Origin of the sequence: Pseudomonas sp. PDM25 (assembly GCF_019219045.1) — a bacterium.
In the GTDB taxonomy this organism is placed as follows: domain Bacteria; phylum Pseudomonadota; class Gammaproteobacteria; order Pseudomonadales; family Pseudomonadaceae; genus Aquipseudomonas.
In genome coordinates this window covers 117816-142627 of record NZ_JAHUWL010000016.1, presented here as the reverse complement: position 1 = coordinate 142627, position 24812 = coordinate 117816, and the positions used below count along the sequence as shown (strand labels likewise).

24 protein-coding genes are annotated in these 24812 nt (G+C 59.5%); 8 read left to right on the top strand and 16 right to left on the bottom strand.

Annotated elements, in window-relative coordinates; all coding sequences use genetic code 11:
• Positions 1–26 precede the first annotated feature (26 nt).
• The 4 genes from KW848_RS25555 to coq7 all read left to right on the top strand — a co-directional run bounded on the left by KW848_RS25555 (position 27) and on the right by coq7 (position 3038).
• Positions 27–992, top strand: coding sequence for a DUF805 domain-containing protein (locus KW848_RS25555; protein WP_218538457.1), 966 nt, complete (start codon positions 27–29; stop codon positions 990–992).
• Positions 993–1054: 62 nt separating this feature from the next.
• The gene (locus KW848_RS25550) at positions 1055–1843 is read left to right on the top strand and encodes an SDR family oxidoreductase (RefSeq protein WP_046045397.1); all 789 of its coding nucleotides are present in this window, start codon (positions 1055–1057) and stop codon (positions 1841–1843) included.
• An 82-nt stretch (positions 1844–1925) separates the two neighbouring features.
• Positions 1926–2264, top strand: coding sequence for a histidine triad nucleotide-binding protein (locus tag KW848_RS25545; RefSeq protein WP_008147240.1), 339 nt, complete (start codon positions 1926–1928; stop codon positions 2262–2264).
• Between the two features lie 126 nt (positions 2265–2390).
• On the top strand, positions 2391–3038 hold the full coding sequence (coq7, locus tag KW848_RS25540) for a 2-polyprenyl-3-methyl-6-methoxy-1,4-benzoquinone monooxygenase (RefSeq protein ID WP_008147238.1): 648 nt from the start codon (positions 2391–2393) through the stop codon (positions 3036–3038).
• A 96-nt stretch (positions 3039–3134) separates the two neighbouring features.
• Here coq7 and speD read toward each other — a convergent pair whose 3' ends face one another.
• Together speD and KW848_RS25530 are read right to left on the bottom strand one after the other, a co-directional pair.
• Entirely contained in the window at positions 3135–3929 is a 795-nt protein-coding gene (gene speD, locus KW848_RS25535; RefSeq protein WP_192409288.1) for an adenosylmethionine decarboxylase, read from the bottom strand.
• A 237-nt stretch (positions 3930–4166) separates the two neighbouring features.
• On the bottom strand, positions 4167–4589 hold the full coding sequence (locus KW848_RS25530; protein WP_007941657.1) for an OsmC family protein: 423 nt from the start codon (positions 4587–4589) through the stop codon (positions 4167–4169).
• A 231-nt stretch (positions 4590–4820) separates the two neighbouring features.
• Here KW848_RS25530 and crp point away from each other — a divergent pair, with 231 nt between their 5' ends.
• The gene (gene crp, locus KW848_RS25525) at positions 4821–5465 is read left to right on the top strand and encodes a cAMP-activated global transcriptional regulator CRP (protein WP_008147233.1); all 645 of its coding nucleotides are present in this window, start codon (positions 4821–4823) and stop codon (positions 5463–5465) included.
• Here crp and KW848_RS25520 read toward each other — a convergent pair.
• The 4 genes from KW848_RS25520 to KW848_RS25505 form a co-directional block, all read right to left on the bottom strand.
• Entirely contained in the window at positions 5462–6163 is a 702-nt protein-coding gene (locus KW848_RS25520; protein ID WP_192409287.1) for a lipoate--protein ligase family protein, read from the bottom strand. The genes crp and KW848_RS25520 overlap by 4 nt on opposite strands.
• Positions 6164–6230: 67 nt before the next feature.
• Positions 6231–7067 carry an indole-3-glycerol phosphate synthase TrpC gene (trpC, locus tag KW848_RS25515; RefSeq protein WP_218538456.1) on the bottom strand — a complete coding sequence of 279 codons (837 nt, stop codon included), beginning with the start codon at positions 7065–7067 and terminating at the stop codon, positions 6231–6233.
• Positions 7064–8113 carry an anthranilate phosphoribosyltransferase gene (gene trpD, locus KW848_RS25510; RefSeq protein WP_056741323.1) on the bottom strand — a complete coding sequence of 350 codons (1050 nt, stop codon included), beginning with the start codon at positions 8111–8113 and terminating at the stop codon, positions 7064–7066. The genes trpC and trpD overlap by 4 nt, the downstream gene beginning before the upstream one ends.
• A 9-nt stretch (positions 8114–8122) precedes the next feature.
• On the bottom strand, positions 8123–8716 hold the full coding sequence (locus KW848_RS25505; protein WP_033056198.1) for an aminodeoxychorismate/anthranilate synthase component II: 594 nt from the start codon (positions 8714–8716) through the stop codon (positions 8123–8125).
• A 47-nt stretch (positions 8717–8763) separates the two neighbouring features.
• Here KW848_RS25505 and KW848_RS25500 point away from each other — a divergent pair, with 47 nt between their 5' ends.
• Together KW848_RS25500 and estP are read left to right on the top strand one after the other, a co-directional pair.
• Entirely contained in the window at positions 8764–9126 is a 363-nt protein-coding gene (locus KW848_RS25500; protein ID WP_158539706.1) for a hypothetical protein, read from the top strand.
• Positions 9123–11030: an esterase EstP gene (gene estP, locus KW848_RS25495; protein ID WP_218538455.1), complete on the top strand. Its 1908-nt coding sequence runs from the start codon at positions 9123–9125 to the stop codon at positions 11028–11030. Before KW848_RS25500 ends, estP begins: the two co-directional genes overlap by 4 nt.
• 118 nt (positions 11031–11148) lie before the next feature.
• Here estP and trpE read toward each other — a convergent pair whose 3' ends face one another.
• The 10 genes from trpE to KW848_RS25445 all read right to left on the bottom strand — a co-directional run bounded on the left by trpE (position 11149) and on the right by KW848_RS25445 (position 23635).
• Complete coding sequence (trpE, locus tag KW848_RS25490) at positions 11149–12630, bottom strand: anthranilate synthase component I (RefSeq protein ID WP_192409285.1); 1482 nt, start codon at positions 12628–12630, stop codon at positions 11149–11151.
• A 71-nt stretch (positions 12631–12701) separates the two neighbouring features.
• Positions 12702–13520 (bottom strand): phosphoglycolate phosphatase, encoded by an 819-nt coding sequence (locus KW848_RS25485; RefSeq protein WP_046045387.1) that lies wholly within the window; start codon positions 13518–13520, stop codon positions 12702–12704.
• The gene (gene rpe, locus KW848_RS25480) at positions 13517–14191 is read right to left on the bottom strand and encodes a ribulose-phosphate 3-epimerase (RefSeq protein ID WP_218538454.1); all 675 of its coding nucleotides are present in this window, start codon (positions 14189–14191) and stop codon (positions 13517–13519) included. The genes KW848_RS25485 and rpe overlap by 4 nt, the downstream gene beginning before the upstream one ends.
• A gap of 80 nt (positions 14192–14271) precedes the next feature.
• Positions 14272–15420 carry an iron-containing alcohol dehydrogenase gene (locus KW848_RS25475; RefSeq protein WP_218538453.1) on the bottom strand — a complete coding sequence of 383 codons (1149 nt, stop codon included), beginning with the start codon at positions 15418–15420 and terminating at the stop codon, positions 14272–14274.
• A gap of 222 nt (positions 15421–15642) precedes the next feature.
• Positions 15643–16467, bottom strand: coding sequence for an ABC transporter permease (locus KW848_RS25470; RefSeq protein ID WP_008147216.1), 825 nt, complete (start codon positions 16465–16467; stop codon positions 15643–15645).
• Positions 16468–16479: 12 nt separating this feature from the next.
• Entirely contained in the window at positions 16480–17727 is a 1248-nt protein-coding gene (locus KW848_RS25465; RefSeq protein WP_218538452.1) for an ABC transporter permease, read from the bottom strand.
• A 178-nt stretch (positions 17728–17905) separates the two neighbouring features.
• On the bottom strand, positions 17906–18949 hold the full coding sequence (locus KW848_RS25460; RefSeq protein ID WP_111452562.1) for an ABC transporter substrate-binding protein: 1044 nt from the start codon (positions 18947–18949) through the stop codon (positions 17906–17908).
• A gap of 50 nt (positions 18950–18999) precedes the next feature.
• Positions 19000–20124 (bottom strand): ABC transporter ATP-binding protein, encoded by a 1125-nt coding sequence (locus KW848_RS25455; RefSeq protein WP_218538451.1) that lies wholly within the window; start codon positions 20122–20124, stop codon positions 19000–19002.
• A gap of 343 nt (positions 20125–20467) precedes the next feature.
• Positions 20468–21121 carry a response regulator transcription factor gene (locus KW848_RS25450; protein WP_178082239.1) on the bottom strand — a complete coding sequence of 218 codons (654 nt, stop codon included), beginning with the start codon at positions 21119–21121 and terminating at the stop codon, positions 20468–20470.
• A 117-nt stretch (positions 21122–21238) separates the two neighbouring features.
• Complete coding sequence (locus tag KW848_RS25445) at positions 21239–23635, bottom strand: PAS domain S-box protein (protein ID WP_218538450.1); 2397 nt, start codon at positions 23633–23635, stop codon at positions 21239–21241.
• A gap of 73 nt (positions 23636–23708) precedes the next feature.
• On the opposite strand from KW848_RS25445, the gene KW848_RS25440 reads away from it, so the two are divergent.
• The gene (locus KW848_RS25440; RefSeq protein ID WP_218538449.1) at positions 23709–24701 is read left to right on the top strand and encodes an alpha/beta hydrolase family protein; all 993 of its coding nucleotides are present in this window, start codon (positions 23709–23711) and stop codon (positions 24699–24701) included.
• The last annotated feature ends 111 nt before the right edge of the window (positions 24702–24812 follow it).

The window sequence follows — 24812 nt, the reverse complement described above, 5'->3', positions numbered from 1 at the left end:
GCTTCACACGACAAGGATGCCTCGTAATGAGCGAAAACCGTTTCAAGATCGTGTTCGACGGCGCTCTGCTGCCAGGTGTCGACGTCACCACCGCCAAGCTCAATCTCGCCGAGTTGTTCAAAAGCGATGTGGCTGCCATCGAACGGCTGTTCAGTGGCAAGCCGGTTGCGCTCAAACGCGACCTGTCGCAGGGCGATGCGCAGACTTATCTCCAGGCGCTGACCAAAACCGGTATCGATGCCCGGATCGAATCCGAACCCTCGATCGAGCTGAACCTGGCTGACGTTCATGAACACGCCCCCGCTGTCGCGGCAGATCCCGAATCCCCTTACGCACCACCCCGGGCTACCGTTGGCGAAGCCTTGCCTGCGTTTTCCACACTCAAGCCGTTCAGCTTCGTGGGTCGGATCGGTCGCTTGCGTTATCTGGCCTGGACGATGTCGCTGACGCTGGTAACCCTTGGTGTTGGCGCTGTGCTTGCTGTTTTCGGCTTGGCCCTTATCTCTACAGACGCTACCGCCGGCCTGATTCTCGGTGGCTTGCTGGCCTTTATTCTCTTCGTGGCGCTGGCGTTCGTCAGCATCCAGTTCAGTGTCCAGCGTCTGCACGATATCGGCTGGTCTGGCTGGCTCTGGCTGCTGACCCTCGTACCGTTCGTGGGCAGCATCTTTCCGTTCGTGATGATGATTGCGCCGGGTAATAACACCGCCAATCGATACGGTGCGCCACCACCGCCCAACAGCGCCGCGGTCAAGGTCCTGTCGTCACTGTGGCTGGTGTTTATCGCGATCCTGTTCATCGGCGGACTGACCGGCGGCCTTACTACCCTCCGGAGCGAATACGAAAGCGCCACCCAGAGCGGCTATGAAAGTGACTCCGTGACCACTGAAGAGATCGAAGATCAAACCGCTGTGGAAGCAGAGCCCGCGCCAAATTCAGCCGACGATGCAGCCGAAGAAGCCCAGCCCCCTGTAGACTCTGCGAAAGAATGAACAGCGCTCCCCGTCCGTGACACCTGCGTCGCCGGCGCGGAGCTGTTGCGATGGAGAAATGCATGACCCGTTACGCTCTGATCACTGGCGCTTCCAGCGGCATCGGCCTGGCGATGGCCGAAGCACTGGCCCGGCGCGGCCGCAGCCTGATTCTGGTGGCCCGTCAGCGTGATCAGCTGGAAAGTATTGCGATTGAACTGACCCAACGTTTTGGCGTGGAAGTGTTGTTCCGAGCCTGTGACCTCGGCGAGCCGCTACGGCTGTCCGGTTTTCTGCTGGAGCTGGAGGAAGGTGACCGACAGATCGATTTGCTGGTCAACTGCGCCGGCATCGGCACCTGCGGCCCTTTTCTGGCTCAGGACTGGATGACCGAGCAGGACCTGATCGAAGTGAACATCCTCGCACTCACTCGACTGTGTCACGCGATCGGCAACAGCATGGCGCTACAGGGCGGCGGACAGATTTTGAACGTCGCCTCGGTGGCGGCGTTCCATCCCGGCCCGTGGATGAGTACTTATTACGCCAGCAAGGCTTATGTGCTGCACTTTTCCGAAGGGTTGCGCGTCGAACTGAAAAAATGCGCGGTCAAGGTCTCGGTGCTCTGCCCCGGCCCTACCCGCACGGCGTTTTTCCGCACCGCGCAATTGGACGCTGGCAAACTGATCGACAGCAAAATGCTGATGAGCCCCGAGGAAGTCGCGCTCTACACCGTCCGGGCTCTGGAGAAGAATCGCGCCATCATTATTCCGGGTCGACGCAACCGCTGGCGCGCCTTCCTGCCGCGACTCGGCTCCCGCTGGCTGACCCGGACAATCGCTGGCATGGTCAACAAGGCTTACTGCCCGCGCTGATCGCACCCTCAAGGTAAAAGGCTGGGCTCGGGCATAACCCATGGTTACACTCAGGCCAGCCCAAACAACGGAGAAAACAGCTGTGGATACTCTGTTCACCAAGATCATCAACCGGGAAATTCCGGCAAAGATCATTTACGAGGACGACCAGGTACTGGCCTTCCACGACATCGCCCCACAGGCACCCGTGCATTTTCTGGTGATCCCGAAAAAAGCAGTGCGCACGCTTAACGACCTGACCGAGGACGACAAGGCATTGGCTGGGCATATTCTGTTCACTGCCCAGCGTCTGGCCCTGGAACTGGGTTGCGAAGAGGGCTTTCGCGTGGTCATGAATTGCAATCCATTGGGTGGGCAGACCGTCTATCACATACATATGCATGTATTGGGTCAGCGCCAGATGCATTGGCCGCCGGGCTGATTGCAGCAAGCCCTGTGGGGGCGGGCAATCCCGCTCCCACAAGCACCTGCGTCGCAATGACTCAGCGCAAACCTTCCCAGGCCGATTGGGTTAAACTGGCCGCCGAGATTCTTCCCGGAGGTCAGCATGACAACCCAACGTCACTACTCGCCGATTGACCGCCTTCTGCTGCAAGCCGATGCCGCGATGCGTACCTTGCTGCCCTTCAGTGGTCAGCCGTACCGCCCTTCGCCCGCTATCGTGCAGCCGGATGCGCAAATGAGCGACGAAGACACCCGGCACGTCGCCGGTCTGATGCGCATAAACCATACCGGCGAAGTCTGTGCCCAGGCGCTGTATCAAGGTCAGGCCCTGACCGCCAAGCTGCCGCAAGTACGCGCCGCCATGGAACATGCCGCCGAAGAAGAAATCGACCATCTGGTCTGGTGCGAACAACGCATAAAACAGTTGGGCAGCCACACCAGCATTCTCAATCCGCTGTTCTACGGCATGTCGTTCGGGATTGGCGCGGTGGCCGGGTTGATCAGCGATAAAGTCAGCCTGGGTTTCGTTGCCGCGACCGAGCATCAGGTGTGCAAACACCTCAATGAACACCTTGAGCAACTGCCAGCCGAGGATGAAAAGTCCCGGGCGATCCTCGAGCAGATGCGCATTGATGAAGAACACCACGCCGAAAGCGCGCTGGAGGCTGGGGGTTTCCGCTTCCCGGCACCGGTGAAGTTCGGCATGAGCCTGATGGCCAAGGTCATGACCAAGAGTACTTATCGGATCTGACTCAATGGCTTTCGTAGGAGCAAGGCTTGCCTGCGATTGCATCCTTGAGATCGCCATCGCGGGCAAGCCTTGCTCCTACAAGGGCAATCGAAAATCTTAGTTCGGCATGTTGCGCGCGTAGAAGATTTCCAGCATTTCGTGTTTCACGCGGTCTGTCACCTGGGCACGCTGCTCCGCGGACAGGCTGCTGGTGGCGTCGCCGAACAGGTAGTTATCCAGTTCGAAGTTCTTCAGCAGCATTTTGGTGTGGAACAGGTTTTCCTGGTACACGTTCACATCGGTCATCTGGTACGCGCCCCGGGTGTCTTCGGAAAGGTAGTTCTGAATCGAGTTGATCTCGTGGTCGATGAAGTGCTTGTTGCCTTCCACGTCACGGGTGAAACCGCGCACACGATAATCCACGGTCACGATGTCCGAATCGAACTGGTGGATCAGGAAGTTGAGCGCCTTGAGCGGTGAAATGACGCCACAGGTCGACACGTCAATGTCCACACGGAATGTCGCGATGCCATCGTCCGGATGGATTTCCGGGTAGGTGTGCACCGTGATGTGGCTCTTGTCGAGGTGGGCCAGGATAATTTCAGGCAACGGGCCTGGAGACTCTTCGATCTGGCTGTCGGTAGGCGTCACCGGCTCTTCAGAGATCAGAATCGTGACACTGGCGCCCTGGGGTTCATAGTCCTGACTGGCGATGTTCAGGATGTTGGCACCAATGATATCGACAACTTCTGTGAGGATCTGCGTCAGGCGCTTGGCGTTGTACTCTTTATTGATGTACTCGACGTAAGCCTGTTGGTCTTGCGGGGTTTGCGCGTAGCAGATGTCATAGATGTTGAAGCTCAAGGTCTTTGTCAGGTTATTGAACCCGTGGAGCTTGAGTTTGCTTTTCACCGTTAAGACTCTCTATGTATTGCGGCCCGGCCGCATGATCAAGCAAGCCCGTCAGAAGCGCACGACGCACCTGCGCAGGACGGTTAACACCTCTTCACAATGGCGATTTTGGTTATATGTTCGGGTGCGCGGCCTGTCGGCGGACGGGCTACTACCCTGAAAAAAGTGGCGCGTTGTGCAGACGTCAGCTTGGGATCGCCACAGTCTGCACTGCCTTTATGATAGTTGAATGTCGATTCAACCGAGCTCGATGATCTCGTAGTCATGGGTAATTGCCACGCCAGCCGCACCCAGCATGATCGACGCCGAGCAATACTTCTCGGCAGACAGCTCGATGGCGCGTTTGACCTGGGCTTCTTTCAAGCCGCGGCCCTTGACCACGAAGTGCATGTGAATCTTGGTGAAAACCTTCGGATCTTCGGTAGCACGCTCGGCTTCGAGGAAGGCTTCGCAGCTTTCAACGGCCTGACGGGACTTCTTGAGGATGCTGACCACGTCGAAATTGCTGCAACCGCCAACACCCAGCAGGAGCATTTCCATCGGCCGAACACCCAGGTTGCGACCGCCGGCATCGGGCGGACCGTCCATGACCACGACATGACCGCTGCCGGATTCGCCGAGGAACATGGCTTCGCCAGCCCATTGGATGCGTGCCTTCATCGCCAAGACTCCACTGTATAAAAAAGGGTCGCCAGCTTAGCACAGGGGCCTTGATTGACGACGTCTCGCCTTCCTACGACGCAAGCCGCTGTGCTGTAGGTAAATTCTCGAATATTGCAGGAAGTGTCTGTTAAGCTGGCGCCAATTCACTGGCGCATTGCCAGCTTTATAGCAACCTCAGCGACTCATAAGAAAATCAAACACACCGTGAAGTCTTTTCGGGATACAACCATGGTTGCTATTACCCCAACACCCAAAATCAAGAACCTCGACAAGCTGTTGATGCACTGCCAGCGCCGTCGTTATGCGGCCAAAAGCAACATCATTTGTGCCGGCGACCGCTCAGACACGCTGTTCTTCATCATCAAGGGTTCGGTCACCATCCTGATCGAGGATGACGACGGCCGCGAAATGATCATCGCCTACCTGAACTCCGGAGACTTCTTCGGCGAGTTGGGCCTGTTCGAACAGGCGGGCCTGGAACAGGAACGCAGCGCCTGGGTGCGCGCCAAGATCGAATGCGAAGTCGCGGAGATCAGCTACGCAAAATTCCGCGAACTGTCCCAACAGGATCCAGACATTCTTTACGTGCTCAGCGGACAAATCGCACAGCGCCTGCGCAACACCACCCGCAAAGTGGGTGACCTTGCATTCTTCGACGTTACCGGCCGCGTCGCGCGCTGCCTCCTGGAACTGTGCAAGCAGCCAGATGCAATGACCCATCCCGATGGCATGCAGATCAAGGTGACCCGTCAGGAAATCGGGCGGATTGTCGGTTGTTCACGTGAGATGGTCGGTCGCGTACTCAAGGACCTGGAAGAACGCAACCTGGTGGACGTCAAAGGCAAGACCATGGTGGTCTTCGGTACGCGCTAAACCCTGAACATGTCTGCCAGCAACTCTCGGTACAACGTGTCGAGTCGCCCCATCGCATCAGGTGCTGCATATTTTTCATGAAGAGCAATGTGGCTCTCGGCGCGAACTCGCTGCTCCAGGCCACAGGCTTCATTGAAACGGTTAACCGCCGCAACCATCGACTCACGCTCGTTATCGAGCAACAAAGCACCGTGCACCAACCCTACCGGACGCGTACCGCCCTTGCTCTGGCGCCAGCGTTGAGCCGTGCCGACCATCTTGCGCCCATCAAGGTTGACGTTGAAACGCCCATCACAGAACGCCCCCTCTATTTCGCCCAAAGACGAAACGCCGCCCAGCTCATCGAGTAACTGACAAATCGGATCGCAAAGCCGGCGATAACCGGTTTCGATGCGGTTCTGGTCACCCTCGCTACGCGGTGGCGCGTAGACCAGTGCGATGTTGATCGTCGAGGCCGATTGCGGCACCGGCTCACCGCCGGTTTCACGCAACAACACCGGCCAACCTGCCGCAGCCGACACTTCGCACGCAGCCTCGAACCCAGGCAGACGATTCAACCGTCGCGGCATGACCAGCGCCCGGTCACTGGGCTGCCAGAACAGCAGGCCAAACTCCGAATCGCCGGTGCACACATGGGCCAACAGATCCTGTTCGGCGAGCAGGCCGGCTTCGACGGTCATGGCGATGGGCTGGGTCATGGCAGTAGACATCCTTTGTTTGGGGTATAAAAAAGCCGGCATCGCCGGCTTCTTCATCAAGTCACGTTCAGTCGAGTGTAGAACCGCTCACCGCGATGCCACGCTCAGGAAAGAACAGACGCTGCAGCTCGGTGCCCGGGCTTTCGGCGCGCATGAACGCTTCGCCCACCAGGAATGCGTACACATCGCTGATTTCCATCAGCTCGACATCGGCCCGGTTGAGAATGCCACTTTCGGTGATCACCAGACGATCACGCGGAATACGCGGCAACAGATCGAGGGTGGTTTCCAGGTTGACTTCGAAAGTGTGCAGGTTGCGGTTGTTGACGCCTACCAACGGAGTGTCGAGGGTTTTCAAGGCCCGCTCCAGCTCGTCGCCATCGTGAACTTCCACCAGCACATCGAGGCCGACACTTTTGGCGACGGCAGCCAACTCGGCCATTTTCACGTTATCCAGAGCGGAGACGATCAGCAGCACGCAGTCGGCGCCCAACGCTCGGGCTTCAATGATCTGGTACGGATCAATCATGAAGTCCTTGCGGATCACCGGCAGTTTGCACGCCGCCCGCGCCTGTTGCAGATACACATCGGCGCCCTGGAAGTAATCGATATCGGTCAGCACTGACAGACAGGTCGCGCCGCCCTTCTCGTAACTCTTGGCGATGTCGGCGGGAACGAAGTTCTCGCGAATCACGCCTTTGCTCGGTGAAGCTTTCTTGATTTCTGCAATGACCGCTGGCTGCTTGAGCTTGGCCTGAGCCAACAATGCCTTGGCAAAACCACGGGGTGCATCGGCCGCCTTGGCCAGACTTTCCAGCTCCGCCAGGCTTACGCGAGCGCTTCGCTCGGCGACTTCCTGGACTTTGCGGGCCAGAATGTTTTCCAGAACCGTCGGTACACTCATCCCTCATTCTCCACTTTGAATACCGCGGTAAATGCACCCAACTCCTCCAGTTTTTCCCGAGCGAGGCCTGTGTGCAGCGCATCGTGCGCCAGGGCAACGCCTTCTTTCAAACTGCTGGCATGGTCAGCGGCGTACAACGCGGCACCGGCATTGAGCATAATCATTTCCGCGGCTTTCTGACCGTTCTCGGTCTTGCGCTTGCCCAGGGCATCGCGAATCAGCTCCAGGGAAGCCGCCGGGCTATCCACTGCCAGACCGTGCAGGCTCTGGCTTTTCATGCCCAGGTCTTCTGGCTCGACCCAATACTCGGTGATCTGGTCATCCTTCAATTCCGCCACGAAGGTTGGCGCCGCCAGACTGAACTCGTCCAGGCCATCCTTCGAGTGCACCACCAGCACGTGCTTGCTGCCCATACGCTGCAAGACTTCGGCCAGCGGCCGGCACAACGCCTGATTGAACACGCCCACCACCTGATGCTTCACGCCGGCCGGATTCGTAAGCGGGCCGAGCATGTTGAACAGCGTGCGCAAGCCCAGCTCCCGGCGCGGGCCGGCGGCGTGCTTCATGGCGCTGTGATGGGTCTGGGCGAACATGAAGCCGATGCCGACGTTGTCGATGCAACGTGCGACCTGAACCGGCGTCAGGTTCAGGTAGATACCCGCCGCTTCCAGCAAATCGGCGCTGCCGCTTTTGCCCGAGACCGCACGGTTACCGTGCTTGGCCACGGTGCAACCGGCCGCCGCAACCACGAACGAGGAAGCGGTCGAGACGTTAAAAATGTTCGCGCCATCGCCACCGGTACCGACCACGTCGACGACGCCGTCGAGGGTCTTGAGTTCGACCTTGTCCGCCAGCTCGCGCATGACCGACACGGCGCCGACGATCTCGTCGATGCTTTCACTCTTCATGCGCATGGCCATCATGAACGCGCCGATCTGCGCATCCGTGCATTGACCGGTCATGATTTCGCGCATGACATCGCGCATCTCATCGGTGCTGAGGTCGAGCTGTTCGACGATACGGCTCAGGGCTGTCTTGATATTCATGAAAAGTCCTTAGCGCGTGCCGCCGGTTTGTTTGAGGAAATTAGCGAACAGCTCGTGGCCCTGCTCGGTGAGGATCGACTCAGGGTGAAACTGGACGCCCTCGATGTTCAGCGTCTTGTGGCGCAGGCCCATGATCTCGTCGACCGAACCGTCTTCAAGCTGTGTCCAGGCGGTCAGCTCCAGGCAATCGGGCAGGGTTTCGCGTTTGACGATCAGCGAATGATAGCGGGTGACTGTCAGCGGATGGTTCAGGCCTTCAAATACGCCTTTGTCCTCGTGGAACACTGGGCTAGTTTTGCCGTGCATGACTTGACGGGCGCGCACCACATCGCCGCCAAAGGCCTGGCCGATGGACTGATGGCCCAGGCACACGCCCAGAATCGGCAGTTTTCCGCCAAAATGTTTGATTACGTCAATCGACACGCCGGCTTCGTTCGGCGTGCAAGGGCCGGGCGAAACGACGATCCGCTCTGGGTTGAGCGCTTCGATTTCGGCAATGGTGAGCTCATCGTTGCGCACGACTTTGACCTGGGAGCCGAGCTCACCGAGGTATTGCACAACGTTGTAAGTAAAAGAGTCGTAGTTATCGATCATCAGCAACATGGCGTTAAGAACCTCTTGAATTTACTGACTTTGAATACAGCCTTCGAATGATTTACCCGCAGCGTCCTGCACTTTGTCAGTCGCTGGAGTCGCGCTGCAAAGCGGTTTGTCTTGCGGGTAAAGAAGGCAAAGCGGTAAAGATCCGGCCGGGCCGGCAGAAGGATTCAGGCGCGCCAACGCCAACGGGCGTGTGCCTTGATGACTTGATCCAGAAGTTTGCTGACGATCAACACGGGGAAGGTCTCATTTATACGTCTCGGCACAGTAACTTAGCTGGGCAGAGCGTGCAATATGGGGCGATCGAAGCGCTTGAAACAATTGACGGGTTCGCGCCGAACGGCAACAGGCTCTATAGTTTTTGGCACTATCGTTTCGCTCACTACAACAATAACAAACGGACTTGCTCATGATCAGACAGACGTTGACTGTACCGCTTGCCGGCTGCTTGCTCGCCATGGCCTGCACCCAGGCGATCGCGGCGCCCAACCCTTATTCGAGTTTCATCGTCTTCGGCGATAGCCTCAACGATGCAGGGCAGTTTACCGACACGGGTGGCCCTCCCGGTTCGACCCTGCGCTTCACCAACCGGACCGGCCCGATTTACCGGGACGGCAGCGGCGAAGTCTACTCCGCCAACTCGACCCAATTGCTGGGTGACCGGCTCGGGTTTTCACCGGACCAGACGGCCGCTTCAACCTCGGCGGCGCGTGCGAACCAGGGCCTGTCGGACGGGAATAACTGGGCCGTTGGCGGTTACCGCACGGACCAGATCCTCACCTCGATCACCAGCGTATCCGCCACGGGCGAACGCACGCGCCCGGGCTATCTGCCGACAAACAACTTCAGCGCCGATCCGAATGCGCTGTATTACATTTCCGGCGGTGGTAACGATTTTCTTCAGGGACGTGTACAAAGTGGCGCTCAGGCGAATGCCGCTGCGGATCGACTGGCTAACAGCGTCCAGGTTCTGCAAACTGCCGGCGCCCAGTACATTATGGTCTGGCTGCTACCCGACCTGGGTTTGACGCCCGCCATCAATGGCACGCCTCTGCAGACTCCCACCTCACTACTGAGCTCTGCCTTCAACCGGCAACTGGTCACGCGACTCGCAGGGATCGATGCCGAAATCATCCCGTTGAACATTCCGCTGCTGTTGCAGGAAACCTTCGCCGATCCGGCGCGATTCGGTTTTGCTACAGGCCAGAGCCTGACGGCGACCTGCTTCAGCGGTAACAGCTGCACCGAAAACCCTACGTATGGCATCAACAGCGCCACCCCGGACCCCAGCAAGCTGATTTATAACGATGGGGTTCATCCGACCGAAGCCGGGCAGAAACTGATTTCCGACTACGCCTATTCCTTACTGGCTGCGCCTTGGGAACTGACATTGTTGCCGGAAATGGCCCACGCCACCTTGCGTGCGCACCAGGATGAACTGCGCAGCCAATGGCAATCGGACTGGGAGAACTGGCAGGCGGTCGGCCAATGGCGCGCGATTGTCGCCGGTGGCGGTCAGCATCTGGATGTCGATAGCCAAAGCAGCGGCGCCAGCGCCGACGGCGACGGTTACAACCTGAACATCGGCGGCAGCTATCGCCTCAATGACGCCTGGCGCGTCGGTGTGGCGGCGGGTTTCTATCGTCAGAACCTGGAAGCAGGCAATGACGATTCGGACTACAAACTCAACAGCTACCTGGCCACCGCCTTCGCCCAGTTCCAGCAGAATCACTGGTGGGCCGATGCTGCGTTGACCGGCGGCAAGCTGGATTACGACAACCTCAAACGCAAATTCGACCTGGGCGCCAGCGAAGGCGCGGAGAAAGGCGATACCGATGGCTATCTGTGGGCCTTCAGCACACGGGTTGGCTACGACATTGCGCAACCGGGCAGCGAGTGGCACCTGTCGCCGTTCATCAGCGCCGATTACGCAAAAGTGGAAGTCGACGGCTACTCGGAAAACAGCTCTCGCGCCACAGCGTTGACCTTTGATGATCAGACTCGCGATTCAAAACGTCTGGGCGTCGGTCTGCAGGGTAAGTATCAGATCACCCCGCAGACTCAAGTGTTCGGCGAATACGCGTATGAGCATGAATACGAGGATGACACTCAGAAGGTAAACATCGCGCTCAACAGCCTGCCGTCCCTGGACTTCAAGCTGGACGGCTATACACCGCAAAGCCACTTGAATCGCGTGAGCCTGGGGGTCAGCCACAAGTTGACGGCCGATCTGGCGTTGCGCGGCGGGTATACGTTCCGCAAGGATGATGACTTTACCCAGCAAGGCATCAACGTGGGGGTCGTTCTGGATTTCTGATAACCGACTAGATCTGTGGGAGCGGGCTTGCTCGCGAAAGCGGAGTGTCATTCACCTCAAATGTTGAATGAAATGCCGCTTTCGCGAGCAAGCCCGCTCCCACAGGTTTTGCGTGAACTCAGGCGTCCGGGGTTTGCTCGGCCAGGGCTACGGCGCGGAACATCGCTCGGCGCTTGTTCAGGGTTTCTTCCCATTCCAGCGCCGGTACCGAATCGGCAACGATGCCGCCGCCGGCCTGCACATGCAGTTCGCCATTCTTGATCACCGCGGTGCGGATCGCGATTGCGGTGTCCATGTTGCCGTTCCAGGCGAAATAGCCGACCGCGCCGCCGTAGACTCCCCGCTTGACCGGTTCCAGTTCGTCGATGATTTCCATCGCGCGAATCTTCGGTGCGCCAGACAAGGTGCCCGCCGGCAGAATCGCCCGCAGTGCGTCCATCGCCGTCAGCCCTGCTTTCAATTGACCGGTGACGTTGGACACGATGTGCATCACGTTGGAATAACGCTCGATCACCATCTTTTCGGTGAGTTTCACCGAACCGATTTCCGAAACCCGACCGGTGTCGTTACGGCCCAGATCGATCAGCATCAAGTGCTCGGCAATTTCCTTGTCGTCAGACAGCAGGTCTTTTTCCAGCGCCAGGTCCGCCTCTTCGTTGGCCCCGCGTGGGCGAGTGCCGGCGATCGGGCGTACGGTGATCAGGTTGTCTTCGACCCGCACCAGCACTTCCGGCGAACTGCCGACGACATGGAAGTCGCCGAAGTTGAAGAAATACATATAAGGCGTCGGGTTGAAGCAACGTAGCGCCCGGTACAGATCGATCGGCGCAGCCTTGAAGTCGATCGACATGCGCTGGGACGGCACGACCTGCATGCAGTCACCGGCCAGGATGTATTCCTTGATGGTGTCGACGGCTTTTTCGTAATCGTCCTGGGTGAAGCTCGAACGAAATACCGGATCAGCAGACTGTTGCTTGCTGAAATCCAGGCCACGGCGCGGGGTAATCGGCTGACGGAGTTTTTCCAGCAGCTCTTCCAGGCGCGCCTGACCTTGCTCGAATGCATCGTCCTGCGACGGATCGGCCAGCACAATCGCGTGCATCTTGCCGGCGAGGTTGTCGAACACGACCACCGCGTCGGAAACCATCAGCAGAATGTCCGGCACGCCCAACGGATCCGGGTTCGGGCACTTGCCTAATCGCTTCTCCACATAGCGCACGCAGTCGTAACCGAAGTAACCCACCAGACCGCCATTGAAGCGCGGCAGGCCAGGGATGGTCGGCACGTTGTAGCGGGCTTTGAATGCTTCGACGAAGGCCAGCGGATCTTCGGCTTCGTGGCTTTCGATCTCGATGCCGTCGTGGGTCACGCTGACGTGATGGTCGTGAACCCGCAGCACGGTGCGGCACGGCAGACCGATGATCGAGTAACGCCCCCACTTCTCCCCGCCCTGCACCGATTCCAGCAGGTAGGAGTTGGGCTCGTCGGCCAGTTTCAGGTAGATCGACAGCGGTGTGTCGAAGTCGGCCAGGGTTTCGCAGGCAAGCGGGATGCGGTTGTAGCCGGCAGCGGCCAAACGCAGGAATTCTTCGCGGATCATGGGGTAGCCTCGTGGCTTGAGGGTCTAACAGTCAGGTATGCAAACGCGCCGGTAGGCCGGCCAGGAACAAGTCAGGCGCGCCAACGCCAGCGGGCCAGGGCCTTGATGACTTTCATCCAGAGTTTGCGAGTGACCACCACGATGGCGTTTCCAGAAGGGGGTTGAACAGCGTCGGGCAACGTTATCTCAGCGGCTGGATCCAGGCAACCGGGAATTAACTTGCGCAGATCGTCGATCACCAGTGCCGGCGACTCTTCGGCAATCGGACGGCCATGGTTATAGCCATAACTGAGCGCCACGCATTTGACCCCCGCCGCTTTCGCCGCCAGCACATCGCTGCGCGAATCGCCGACGAACAAGGATTGCGACGCCGGGATGTTGGTCATTTTCATCACGAAAAACAACGCTGCCGGGTCCGGCTTTTTCTGTGGTAGGGTGTCGCCGCCGATGATCAAGCGGAAATAACGACCGATTTTCATCTGGTCCAGCAGCGGCGCGACGAAACGCTCCGGCTTGTTGGTGATCAGCGCCATCTCGACACCCTGCTTGTGCAGCCATTTCAGGGTGTCGCGCACGCCAGGGTAAACCACCGTCAGCTCGTGACCGTCTTCGTAAAAACCGTTGAACAGCTCCAGGGCATGCTCGGCCTCGACCTCATCGACACCCTCGGCGTCGATGTGGTTGGCCAAGGCCCGGCGTACCAGCGTGTGCACGCCGTTGCCCACCCACTCACGCACCGATTCGATGCCGGCAGGTTTTCGCCCGAGTTTGAGCAGCATGTTATCCACAGCCGCTGCGAGGTCGGGGACCGAATCGATCAACGTGCCATCCAGATCGAACATCACCAGCCGTGGCAGAGACCCCGGAAACAACTGCTCAAAGCCACTCATGGACGGGCCAGCGCCAGTTCGGAACGCATCTTTTCAATCACCTCTTGGTAGTTCGGCGCATTGAAGATCGCCGAGCCGGCCACGAAAGTGTCGGCGCCAGCAGCGGCGATTTCGCGAATGTTGTTCACGTTCACCCCGCCGTCGATTTCCAGGCGAATGTCACGCCCGGAAGCATCGATCAGCGCCCGTGCCTCACGCAGCTTGTCGAGGGTGGCTGGAATGAACTTCTGCCCGCCGAAGCCCGGGTTGACGCTCATCAGCAAGATCATGTCGACCTTGTCCATCACGTACTTGAGCACGTCCAGCGGGGTCGCCGGGTTGAACACCAGGCCCGCCTTGCAGCCGCCTTCGCGGATCAGTTGCAGGGAACGGTCGACGTGCAGCGTGGCTTCCGGGTGGAAGGTGATGTAGGTCGCACCGGCTTCGATGAAGTCGCCGACGATGCGGTCCACCGGGCTGACCATCAGGTGCGCGTCGATCGGCGCAGTCACGCCGTACTTGCGCAGTGCAGCGCACACCATCGGGCCGATGGTCAGGTTCGGCACATAGTGGTTGTCCATGACATCGAAGTGCACGAAGTCGGCGCCAGCGGCCAGGACGTTATCCACTTCTTCACCCAGGCGGGCGAAGTCGGCGGAGAGAATCGACGGAGCAATTACGAAGGGCTGCATGACGCACCTTTTTTGAGCAGAATCACGATGGCGCGCATTGTATACCTCATGCTTTGACGCGCGCGACGTGGCTGCGATGATCAGTAAGCCGCTCGGTAGATCTTCTCGATATCGACTGCACTCAATTTGCGCGGATTGTTGCGCATCAGGCGCTCAATTCCCGCCGCTTCCACGGCCATGGCCGGGATGGCGTCTTCGGGAACGCCGAAGCTGCGCAGTCCCGGCGGGATTTCCACCGCAGCGCACAACTCGGTCATCGCCTCTACGGCCTTGTCCGCCGCGTCGTTGGCGCTCAGATGAGCGGTCTTCACCCCCATGGCCTCGGCGATATCCTGCATGCGCTCCACGCAGGCCATTTTGTTCCAGGTCATGACATACGGCAGCAGCAAGGCGTTGCTGACGCCATGGGCAATGTTGAAACGGCCGCCCAGCGGATACGCCAGCGCGTGCACCGCGCCGACCCCGGCATTGCCGAACGCCATGCCGGCCATCAGGCTGGCGGTGGCCATGTCTTCGCGGGCCTGGAGATTGGACGGATTGGCGTAGGCCTTGGGCAGCGCCTTGGCGATGAGCTTGATGGCGCCGATGGCCAGCGCGTCGGTAATCGGTGAGGCGTTCAACGACAGATAGGATTCGATGGCGTGCACCAGAGCATCGACGCCACTGGCAGCTGTGACACTGCGCGGACAGGTCAGGGTCATTTGTGGACTGACCAGCGCCACGTCCGGTAATAGATAGTCGCTGACGATGCCTTTTTTCAGCTGCGCGACCTTGTCGGAGAGGATTGCCACGTTGGTGACTTCCGAACCGGTACCGGCGGTGGTCGGAATGGCGATCAGCGGCGGGCCTTTGCGCGGCACCTGATCGATGCCGAACAGATCGTCCAGCGCCCCGTGATAACCGGCGTAGGCCGCGACACTTTTAGCGATGTCGATGGCACTGCCGCCGCCCAGGCCGATCAGTCCGTCGTGCCCGCCCTCGCGGTAGACCCGCATGCAGTCTTCGACGATGGCGATTTCCGGGTCAGGCAATACACGGTCGAAAATTTCGTAGGTTCGGTCGCCCAGCTGCGCCAGCGCCAGCTCGACCGTGCCGGACTTGACCAGTGCGGCATCGGTGACGATCAGCGGGTTGTCGATGTCCAAGCGTGTCAGTTCCGCCGCCAGTTGCTCGATGGCAGCTGCGCCGGTGATCAGTTTGTGGGCGATTTTGAAAGAGGAAAGACTCATGTGCGCAGCCTCTTATAGATAGGGGAGCTGGGCACAAGAGTAGCTGGGGATTGGGGTTTGTCTGCTATTCAGGTCATGAATAACCGCCGATCCCGAAAACCACACAAAACACCTGTGGGAGCGAGCCTGCTCGCGATAGCGGTGTGTCAGTCGACATCAATGTTGAATGTCTATCCGCTATCGCGAGCAGGCTCACTCCCACAGGTTGATCGGGGTGTAGCTTTATACTTGGGCCGTACGCAGTTTTTCGCTACGGCCGCGCAGCCATTCCAGGGTCAGCAGCAGGATCACCGAGAAGGCAATCAGCAACGTCGCCGCCGCCGCGATGGTCGGGCTGAGGTTTTCGCGGATACCGCTGAACATCTGCCGTGGCAATGTCGCTTGTTCAGGACCGGCGAGGAACAGCGTCACCACCACTTCATCGAACGAAGTGGCGAAGGCAAACAGCGCACCGGAGATCACGCCAGGCGCAATCAGCGGCAAGGTCACCCGACGGAACGCCGTCAGTGGCGAAGCACCCAGGCTTGCAGCGGCGCGCACCAGGTTTTGGTTAAACCCCTGCAAGGTCGCCGACACCGTGATGATCACAAACGGCACACCCAAGACGGCGTGCACGACGATCAGCGAGATATAGCTGTTGCCAAATCCCAGTGGGGCAAAGGTCAGGTAACTGGCCACACCAATGATCACAACCGGCACCACCATCGGCGAAATCACCAGCGCCATCACCAGCGGTTTGCCCGGGAAATCGCCCCGGGTCAGGCCGATCGCTGCCAGCGTGCCGAAGATCATCGCCAGCACGGTCGCCGCCGGAGCCACGATCATGCTGTTCTTCAACGAACGCATCCATTCCGCCGAAGCAAAGAAGTCCTGGTACCAGTGCAGTGAGAAGCCTTGCAGCGGATAGACCAGAAAACTCCCCGAGTTGAACGACAGCGGAATGATCACCAGCACCGGAAGGATCAGGAACAACAAAATCAAGCCGCAGAGAATCCGCAAACCGTAGAACCACACCCGCTCAATGGGCGACATATAAGGACTCAGCATTTCGTTCTCCCCTTAGCTCAGGCGCAGGCGACTGGCGCCCACCAGCCAGCTGTAAATCAGATAAAGCACCACGGTCGCCAACAGCAGCAGCCCACCGAGTGCGGTCGCCATGCCCCAGTTGATGCTGGTGTTGGTGTAGAAGGCGACGAAGTAACTGACCATCTGATCGTTCGGACTGCCCAGCAAGGCCGGGGTGATGTAGTAGCCGATGGCGAGGATGAACACCAACAGGCAACCGGCGCCGACACCGGCATAGGTCTGCGGGAAGTACACCCGCCAGAAACTGGCGAACGGGTGGCAGCCGAGGGAAATCGCGGCACGCATGTAGGTCGGCGAAATGCCTTTCATCACGCTGTAGATCGGCAGAATCATGAACGGCAGCAGGATGTGCACCATGGAGATGTAAACCCCGGTGCGGTTGAACACCAGCTCCAGCGGTTTATCGATGATGCCCATCGCCATCAGGCCGCTGTTGATCAAACCACCCGATTGCAGCAACACGATCCACGCGGCGACCCGCACCAGGATCGAAGTCCAGAACGGCAGCAGCACCAGAATCATCAGCAAATTGCTTTGCCGTGACGGCAGGTTCGCCAACAGGTAGGCCAACGGATACGCCAGCAGCAGGCAGATCACGGTGATGATCAGCCCCATCCAGAAGGTCCGGGCGAAGATGTCGAGGTAGATCGCCTGATCGGGCGTGGCCGGGGCGATTTCGCCGAGGTCGTCGATACGGTGATCGACTGCCGCCAGCAAGTAATAAGGGGTGATGTTGCTGGTGTTGCGGCGCACGGCTTGCCAGTAGGCCGGGTCGCCCCAGCGTTCGTCGAGACCTTCCAGCGCTTCTTTATAGGAGGTCGGTTCGGTGGCGAACGGTAAGGCACGTGCGGTTTTGGTCAGCAGGCTGCGATAGCCGGCCAACTCCATGTTCAAGCGCTTGGACAGGTCGCCCAGGGTCTGATTCTTGCGGGCTTCAGCGAGGTCTTCGCTGGCGGCCTTGTAAACCGGTTCAGCGGGCAGGCCTCGGCCATCCCAACTGGCGATAGCCGCCACAGTGCGCGGCATGCCGCCGACCACTTCCGGGTTACCGACACTTTTGTAGAGCAGCGCCACGATGGGCACCAGGAACACCAGCAACAGAAACAGCACCAACGGCGCGATCAAGGCTTGTGCTTTCCAGCGGTTGATCCGCTCGGCGTGCTTGAGCCGCTGCTTCAAGGTGGGGTCGGTGCCCGCGTTCAGGGGAATGGCGGTGGCCATGGCGTACTCCGGAAATCTTTGATCAATACAGAGATGGGAATACCACCTCGATCGTTATGTGGGAGCGGGCTTGCTCGCGAAGGCGTCGGTACAGCCGGCATCAATGCCGATTGATCTACCGCTTTCGCAAGCAAGCCCGCTCCCACAGGGTGGGCAAGCCCACCATCACAGGTCGTGCTTACTTCGCAGCCCAGGAATTGAAGCGCTGCTCCAGTTGCTCACCGTTGTCAGCCCAGAAGCTGACGTCGATCTGCACCTGGTTGGCGATGTTTTCCGGGGTGGTCGGCATGTCTTTGAGGACATCCTTGGCCAGCAGCGGTACGGCTTGAATGTTGGCCGGGCCGTAAGCGATGTTTTCCGAGTAGGTCTTCTGCTGCTGCGGCGCTACGGAGAACGCGATGAATTTCTTCGCCGCTTCAGCGCGTGCTTTATCCAGACCTTTCGGGATGGCCCATGCGTCGAAGTCGTAGATACCGCCGTTCCACACGACTTTCAGGTTGCTTTCTTTTTGCACGGCAGCGATCCGGCCGTTGTAGGCCGAGCTCATGACTACGTCGCCGGAAGCGAGGTACTGCGGCGGTTGAGCGCCGGCTTCCCACCACTGGATGCTTGGTTTGAGCTCATCGAGCTTCTTGAACGCGCGGTCCTGACCGTCCTTGCCGGCCAGTACTTTGTAGACGTCTTTCGGCGCAACGCCGTCGGCCATCAGAGCGAATTCCAGGGTGTACTTCGCGCCTTTACGCAGGCCACGTTTGCCCGGGAATTTCTTGGTGTCCCAGAAATCCACCCAGCTGGTCGGTGCAGATTTCAGCTTGTCGGCGTTGTAGGCCAGCACGGTCGACCACACGAAGAAGCCCACGCCGCATGGCTGGATGGCGCCTTTGACGTAGTCTTCGGACTTGCCGAACAACTTCGGATCAAGCTGCTCGAACATGTCTTCGTCGCAACCACGGGACAGTTCTGGCGATTCAACTTCTACCAGGTCCCAGGACACGCTCTTGGTGTCGACCATGGCTTTGACCTTGGCCATTTCGCCGTTGTACTCGCCCGCCACGATCTTGCCGTTACCTGCCGCTTCCCACGGTGCGTAGAAGGCTTTGACCTGCGCCGCCTTGTTCGCCCCGCCAAAGGACACCACGGTCAGGTCCGGGCCCGCCGCCATTGCGTGTGCCGCGCCGATCATGCCCATGACCAAAGCGGTGAATTTCAGGGATCTCAACATTTATTGTTCTCTCCACGTGCAGGGTTGGTGTTGTTGAAGCAGGGGGGCGATCAATGCGCCTCTAGAAGTGGGTCGAGCGCGCGAACGTGTTCGACCTGCCAGCCAAGCGGTACTACGTCGCCGACGGCCAGCGCGGGATCGAGCTCGGCAATCGGTTGTTTCACAAAGAAATCGGTCTTGCCGCAGACTTCCAGGCGAACCCGGACGTGGTCGCCCAGGTAGATGAATTCCTCCACCCGCCCTGAGAAGCGGTTGACGCATTGATCGCTTGCGCCGTTGAGGCTGATGCGCTCGGGGCGAATCGACAGCGTGACCGGTTCACCGGTCTTGCCGACGTTGACCGCCAGGGCTTCAACCTTTTCACCGCGTCCCAACTCAACCACGCAGCGGTCGCCGGTGTGGCTGTGCAAGCGGCCGTTGAGGCGGTTGTTCTCGCCGATGAAGTTGGCGACGAAGGTGTTTTTCGGCTCTTCGTAGAGGGTGCGCGGCGGCGCGATCTGCTGGATTTCGCCCTGGTGGAACACGGCTACACGGTCGGACATGGTCAGGGCTTCGCCCTGGTCGTGGGTCACGTAGACCACGGTCACGCCGAGGCGCTGGTGCAGGTGCTTGATTTCCATCTGCATGTGTTCGCGCAGTTGTTTGTCCAGGGCGCCGAGGGGTTCGTCCATCAGCACCAGTTGCGGTTCGAACACCAAGGCGCGGGCCAGAGCCACACGCTGTTGCTGACCGCCGGACAGTTGCCCCGGATAACGCTGGGCGAAGGTGTCGAGCTGAACCATGCTCAGGACTTTTTTGACCTTGTCGCTAACGTCGCTCTTGTTCAAGCCGCGCACGGTCAACGGGAACGCGAGGTTCTCGGCAACGGTCATGTGCGGGAACAACGCGTAGTTCTGGAACACCATGCCGATGTCGCGTTTGTGCGGCGGCACGTTGTTGATGGAACGCCCGGCCAGCTGGATTTCGCCTGCGGTCGGTGTTTCGAAACCGGCGAGCATCATCAGGCTGGTGGTCTTGCCGGAGCCGGACGGCCCGAGCAAGGTGAGGAATTCGCCTTTGCGAATCTCCAGGTTGAGGTCTTTGACGATCAGGTTCTCGCCGTCGTAGCTTTTTTGCACTCCACGAAAGCTGACCAGAATATCGCTGGCCCCTGCGTTTGAATCAACCTGGCTCATACCCACACCTTTGTTGTGATGACTGCTGTGGACTAAGCCTAGTGGACGCTGCTGACCACGCAAATCGGGGCGCAGGAGAGAATGGCCTCAGCAGGATGGAAGGTTGGGGGTAGGGATTGCCCTACAAGGATGGCGCGTTTTGGCAAACACAGCGGCAAGCTGTCAGCTACAAGCCGCAAGGACAGGCAAAAGCGGATTTGCGGGGTGTCGCAAATGGATATGCCACTACTATCCCTGTGGGAGCGGGCTTGCTCGCGAAAGCGGTTGGTCAGGCAATATTGATTTCGACTGACACGCCCCCTTCGCGAGCAAGCTCGCTCCCACAATGGGCCGGTGGCGGGATTTAGAGCAGTTTGTGCTCCATGGCGTACTTCACCAGTTCCGCCAGGGAGGTGATGTTGAGTTTCTGCATCAGCCGCGCCTTGTGGGTGCTGATGGTTTTGCTGCTCAAGGCCAGTTGCTGGGCGATGTCGTTGACGTTGGCGCCCTGGGCCAGGCGTTCGAACACCGAGAATTCGCGCTCGGACAACAACGAGTGCAACGGCCGCGAATCGGTCAGGCCGACTTCGAAGACCATGCGGTCGGCCAGGTCCGGGTCGATGTAGCGCCCGCCCGCCGCGACCTTGCGGATCGCCGTCAGCAGCAGCGCCGGATCGCTGTCCTTGGTCGCATAACCCGCAGCGCCGACCTTCAACGCACGGGCGGCCATTTGCGCTTCGTCGTGCATCGACAACACCAGAATCGCTGGCGGATTGTTCAGCGCACGAATCCGCGGAATCGCCTCCAGGCCATTGACCCCAGGCATGGAGATGTCCAGCAAGACCACTTCACAGGGAACATGGCGCAACGTCTCGAGCAACTGCTCGCCATTGCTCGCCTCCCCTACCACCAGCAAATCCTTGGCCAGGCCGATCAATTGCTTGATGCCTTCGCGGACGATGGTGTGGTCTTCGGCTACCAGTACACGGATCACGTTCTTCTCCAGATTCAAGATCATTCGCGAGCAAGCCCGCTCCCACAGTGATTGGGGAGAGCCAAAGATTTCTGCACTTACACAACTCCCTGTGGGAGCGGGCTTGCTCGCGAAGGCGTCTGCCCAAACAACTCAAAACCCTCAGGCCTCATCCAGCGGCACTCGCACGCTCAGGGTCGTGCCTTCACCCGGTTCACTCTCAAGCGACAACTGCCCGCCCATGATCAACACTCGCTCGCGCATGCCCACCACCCCGAAGGAGGTTGACCTACCGGTAGCGGGGACAAATCCTACGCCATCATCGCTGACGGTCAGGCACAACTCGTCGCCTTCCAGCGCCAATGTCAGTTCGACAGTATGCGCCTGGGCATGGCGCATGACATTGGTCAGCGCTTCCTGAAGGATCCGGAACAGGCCAATCGCCTTGGCATCACTGAGCACCGGCAGGTTCTCCGGCACCTGCACCAGACACGGAATCTGCGTGCGCGCCTCGAATCGGCGAGCCTGCCACTCGATGGCCGAAGCGATCCCGGCGTCGAGAATCGGCGGCCGCAGTGCCGTGGCTACATCGCGAACCAGTTGGAACAGCTGCGCGATTAGTCGCTTCATGCTGTTCAAGCGCTCGTTCAGACCAGGGTCGAGCTGGGCGTAGGCCAGTTCGCACATGGAGGTTTCCAGTTTGAGCACGGTCAACATCTGACCGAGTTCGTCGTGTACTTCCCGGGCGATGCGGGCTTTTTCCTCTTCCCGCACACTCTCCAGGTGCGCGGACAATTCACGCAACTGTTCGCGAGAACTGGCCAGTTCCAGTTCGATGCGCTTGCTCTCGCTGATGTCCCAGACGATCCCGTCCCAGACATAGGCGCCGTCTTCGAGTCGGCGGGTGATGGCCTTGATTTCGGCCCAGCGCTGTTCGCCCGAACGGGTGAGAATCCGTCCCTGCCACGACCAGTCACTGTCGGTGTCCAGCGCATGGTCCTGGGTTTGGTGATAACTGGCCTTGTCGTCGGGATGCACCAGACTGCGCAGGCCTTTGTCGCGATGGGCCAGGGTGGCCGGCGAGTAACCGACCAGGCTCTCGCTACCTTCACTGATGTAGGCAAAATCGATCTGCCCCGTCACCGGCGCCCGCTCCAGACGAAAGACCAGTCCTGGCACGTTGGCAGCGATCCCTTGCAGACGCGCCTCGCTTTCCTGCAACGCAGCCAATGCACGACGGCGCTCGGTGACGTCATTGAGGTAAACCACCAGGTATTCACTGTCGCGAAACCGCAAAAAGCTCAGCGAAACGTCCACCGGCAGGTTGCTGCCATCCGCCCGTATGCAGTTGGTTTCAAAACTTTGCGGGCCGTCCTCACTGGCCCGGGCGCGTTTCCACAGGTTCAGCCAGCGATCCATGTGCAAGCCGGGCTCGAAGTCGATCAGTGGCCGATCAATGATCCCGCCCGCCGGATAACCCAGCATGGTTTCGGCCGCGCGATTGGCGTAGCGCACATGGCTGTCCCAGTTGACCCAAAGGATGCCGACAGTGCTCTGGTCGATGGAAAACTGAGTGAGGCGCAAGGCTTCTTCACTGGCGGCACGCAGGGCAATGTCTTCGCGCGCGGCCCGCAAACGATGCTCAAGACTGTGCTGTTGCCGACGCTGCCAGAACACGATGGCCATGCTGCTCAGCATCAGCACCGCCAACAACAGACAGAGGTTTTGCCAGAAACCCGGGGACTCGGTCAGGCGCGGGTATTTGGGTTGCAGCCATTGGTTGTGCAGCTGCTCCAGGTCCTTGGCCGGGATCGCCCGCAGCGCGCTTTCAACGATGCCGGCCAGTTCCGGCCAATCCCGGCGCGTGGCCACCCGCAACAGTTGCGGCAAGCCGATATCACCGACCACCACCAGCCCGGCGAACTCAGGTTCGGCGGACAAACGCCCTAACTGCGCTTCGTCGATCACGGCGTAACTGGCCTGCTGACTCAATAACAGTTGCAGTGCCTGGCGCTCGATCGGTACGCCTTGAAGATTCAGGTGCGGGTAATTGCTGCGCAGGTAATCGGCGGTGGCGCCGGGCATGCGCACGGCGACGCGGGTCTGGCTGTCGAGTTTTTCCAGCTCGACCACGCCGGTGCTTTTCTGGTCGCTGACCACCAGTTGCGGCACCCGCATATACGGGTCGGAAAACTGCCAGAGCCGCAGGCCACCGGGGGTTTGGGTCAGCCCCGGAGCGATGTCGATGTCACCCTCGCGCGCGGCGGCTTCCAGTTGCTCCAGGTCGGGAAAGTTGCGCCAGCTCAGCTCGACTTTGAGCGCCTTGGCCAGCCACTTCATCAGCTCGACATTGACCCCGGACAAACGCTGCAAGCGGCGATCGTATTGGGCGTAGGGCACCTGCAACACCAGTCCCACGCGCAATTCGCCATGCTGCGCCAGCCATTGCTGCTGGTCCGCGGACAATTGCGCGACGTGCACCGGTGGCGCGGGAGCCGCCCAGCCCATCAAGGGAAACCACAAACAGCCGATAACCCACAGGCAGCGAAAACGCATCATCGAAATCTCACACACTGACAAATACTGACCAACCCATTAGGCTGCCGGAATAACTTCTGGCCTGGAATATCCGATGCCCCCTGTCTACCGCCTGGCACTGCCAGCATTGTGCCTGTCGCTGATCCTGCCTTGCGCCTTTTCTGTCGAGGCCGCTGACCCGGCGCCTGCCACTACGGAAACCCCCGCCGAAGAAAAACCGGTCGAGCGCCAGCCGCTGCTTGAGCGTAGTCAGGAAGAAGCGTCTGCACTTGAGCGACAGATCCCGGCTCAGGAACAGCAGCAACTGCAAGCGGGCAGCGACACGTTTCTGGCCTTGTGGAAACCGGCCAATACCGCCGAACCCAAAGGCGCGGTGATTATCATCCCGGGCGCCGGCGAAACCGTTGACTGGCCGCAAGCAATCGGTCCATTGCGACGTAAATTGCCGGACGCCGAGTGGAGCAGCCTGAGTATCACCTTGCCGGACCTGCAAAGCGATGCCATTGCGCCGCGTATCGTAGAAATCGCACCTACACCAAAAGCCGCTGACACCGGCAGCAAAAACTCGACCACTGCCGCGCCCATCGAACAAGCGGCAGGCGGTGAAGCGGAGGTGGCGGACAAGGCGATCGCCGAAACCACCGAGGAACAGGCCAAAGCCGACGCCGAACGAATCTTCGCCCGCATCGACGCCGCGATCGCCTACGCCGAACAGCAAAGCGCTCGCCGCATTGTCGTGCTGGGGCATGGCACTGGCGCTTACTGGGCCGCGCGCTATTTGAGCGAGAAGCAGCCCTCGCAAGTGGAAAAGTTTGTGATGGTCGCCGCTCAGATGCCGGTGAAAGCCAAACCAGAGCTGGCCGAACTGACACCGACCCTGAAGCTGCCCACTGCAGACATTTTCTATATGGACAAGCCGCTGGATCGCAACCTGGCACTGGAGCGCTTGCAAGCCAGCAAACGCTTGAAGACTTCGGGGTTCAGCCAGGTCTCGCTCAAGGCTTTGCCGGGTAATTCCAAGGCTGAGCAAGAGCAGCTGTTCCGGCGGGTGCGAGGCTGGTTGAATCCACAGAACGCGGTCAACTGATAGACCGCGCCGCCCCCTTCGCGAGCAAGCCCGCTCCCACATTTGACCGGTGTACACAGGACAAATGTGGGAGCGGGCTTGCTCGCGAAGGGAGCGTCAAACACTACAAAT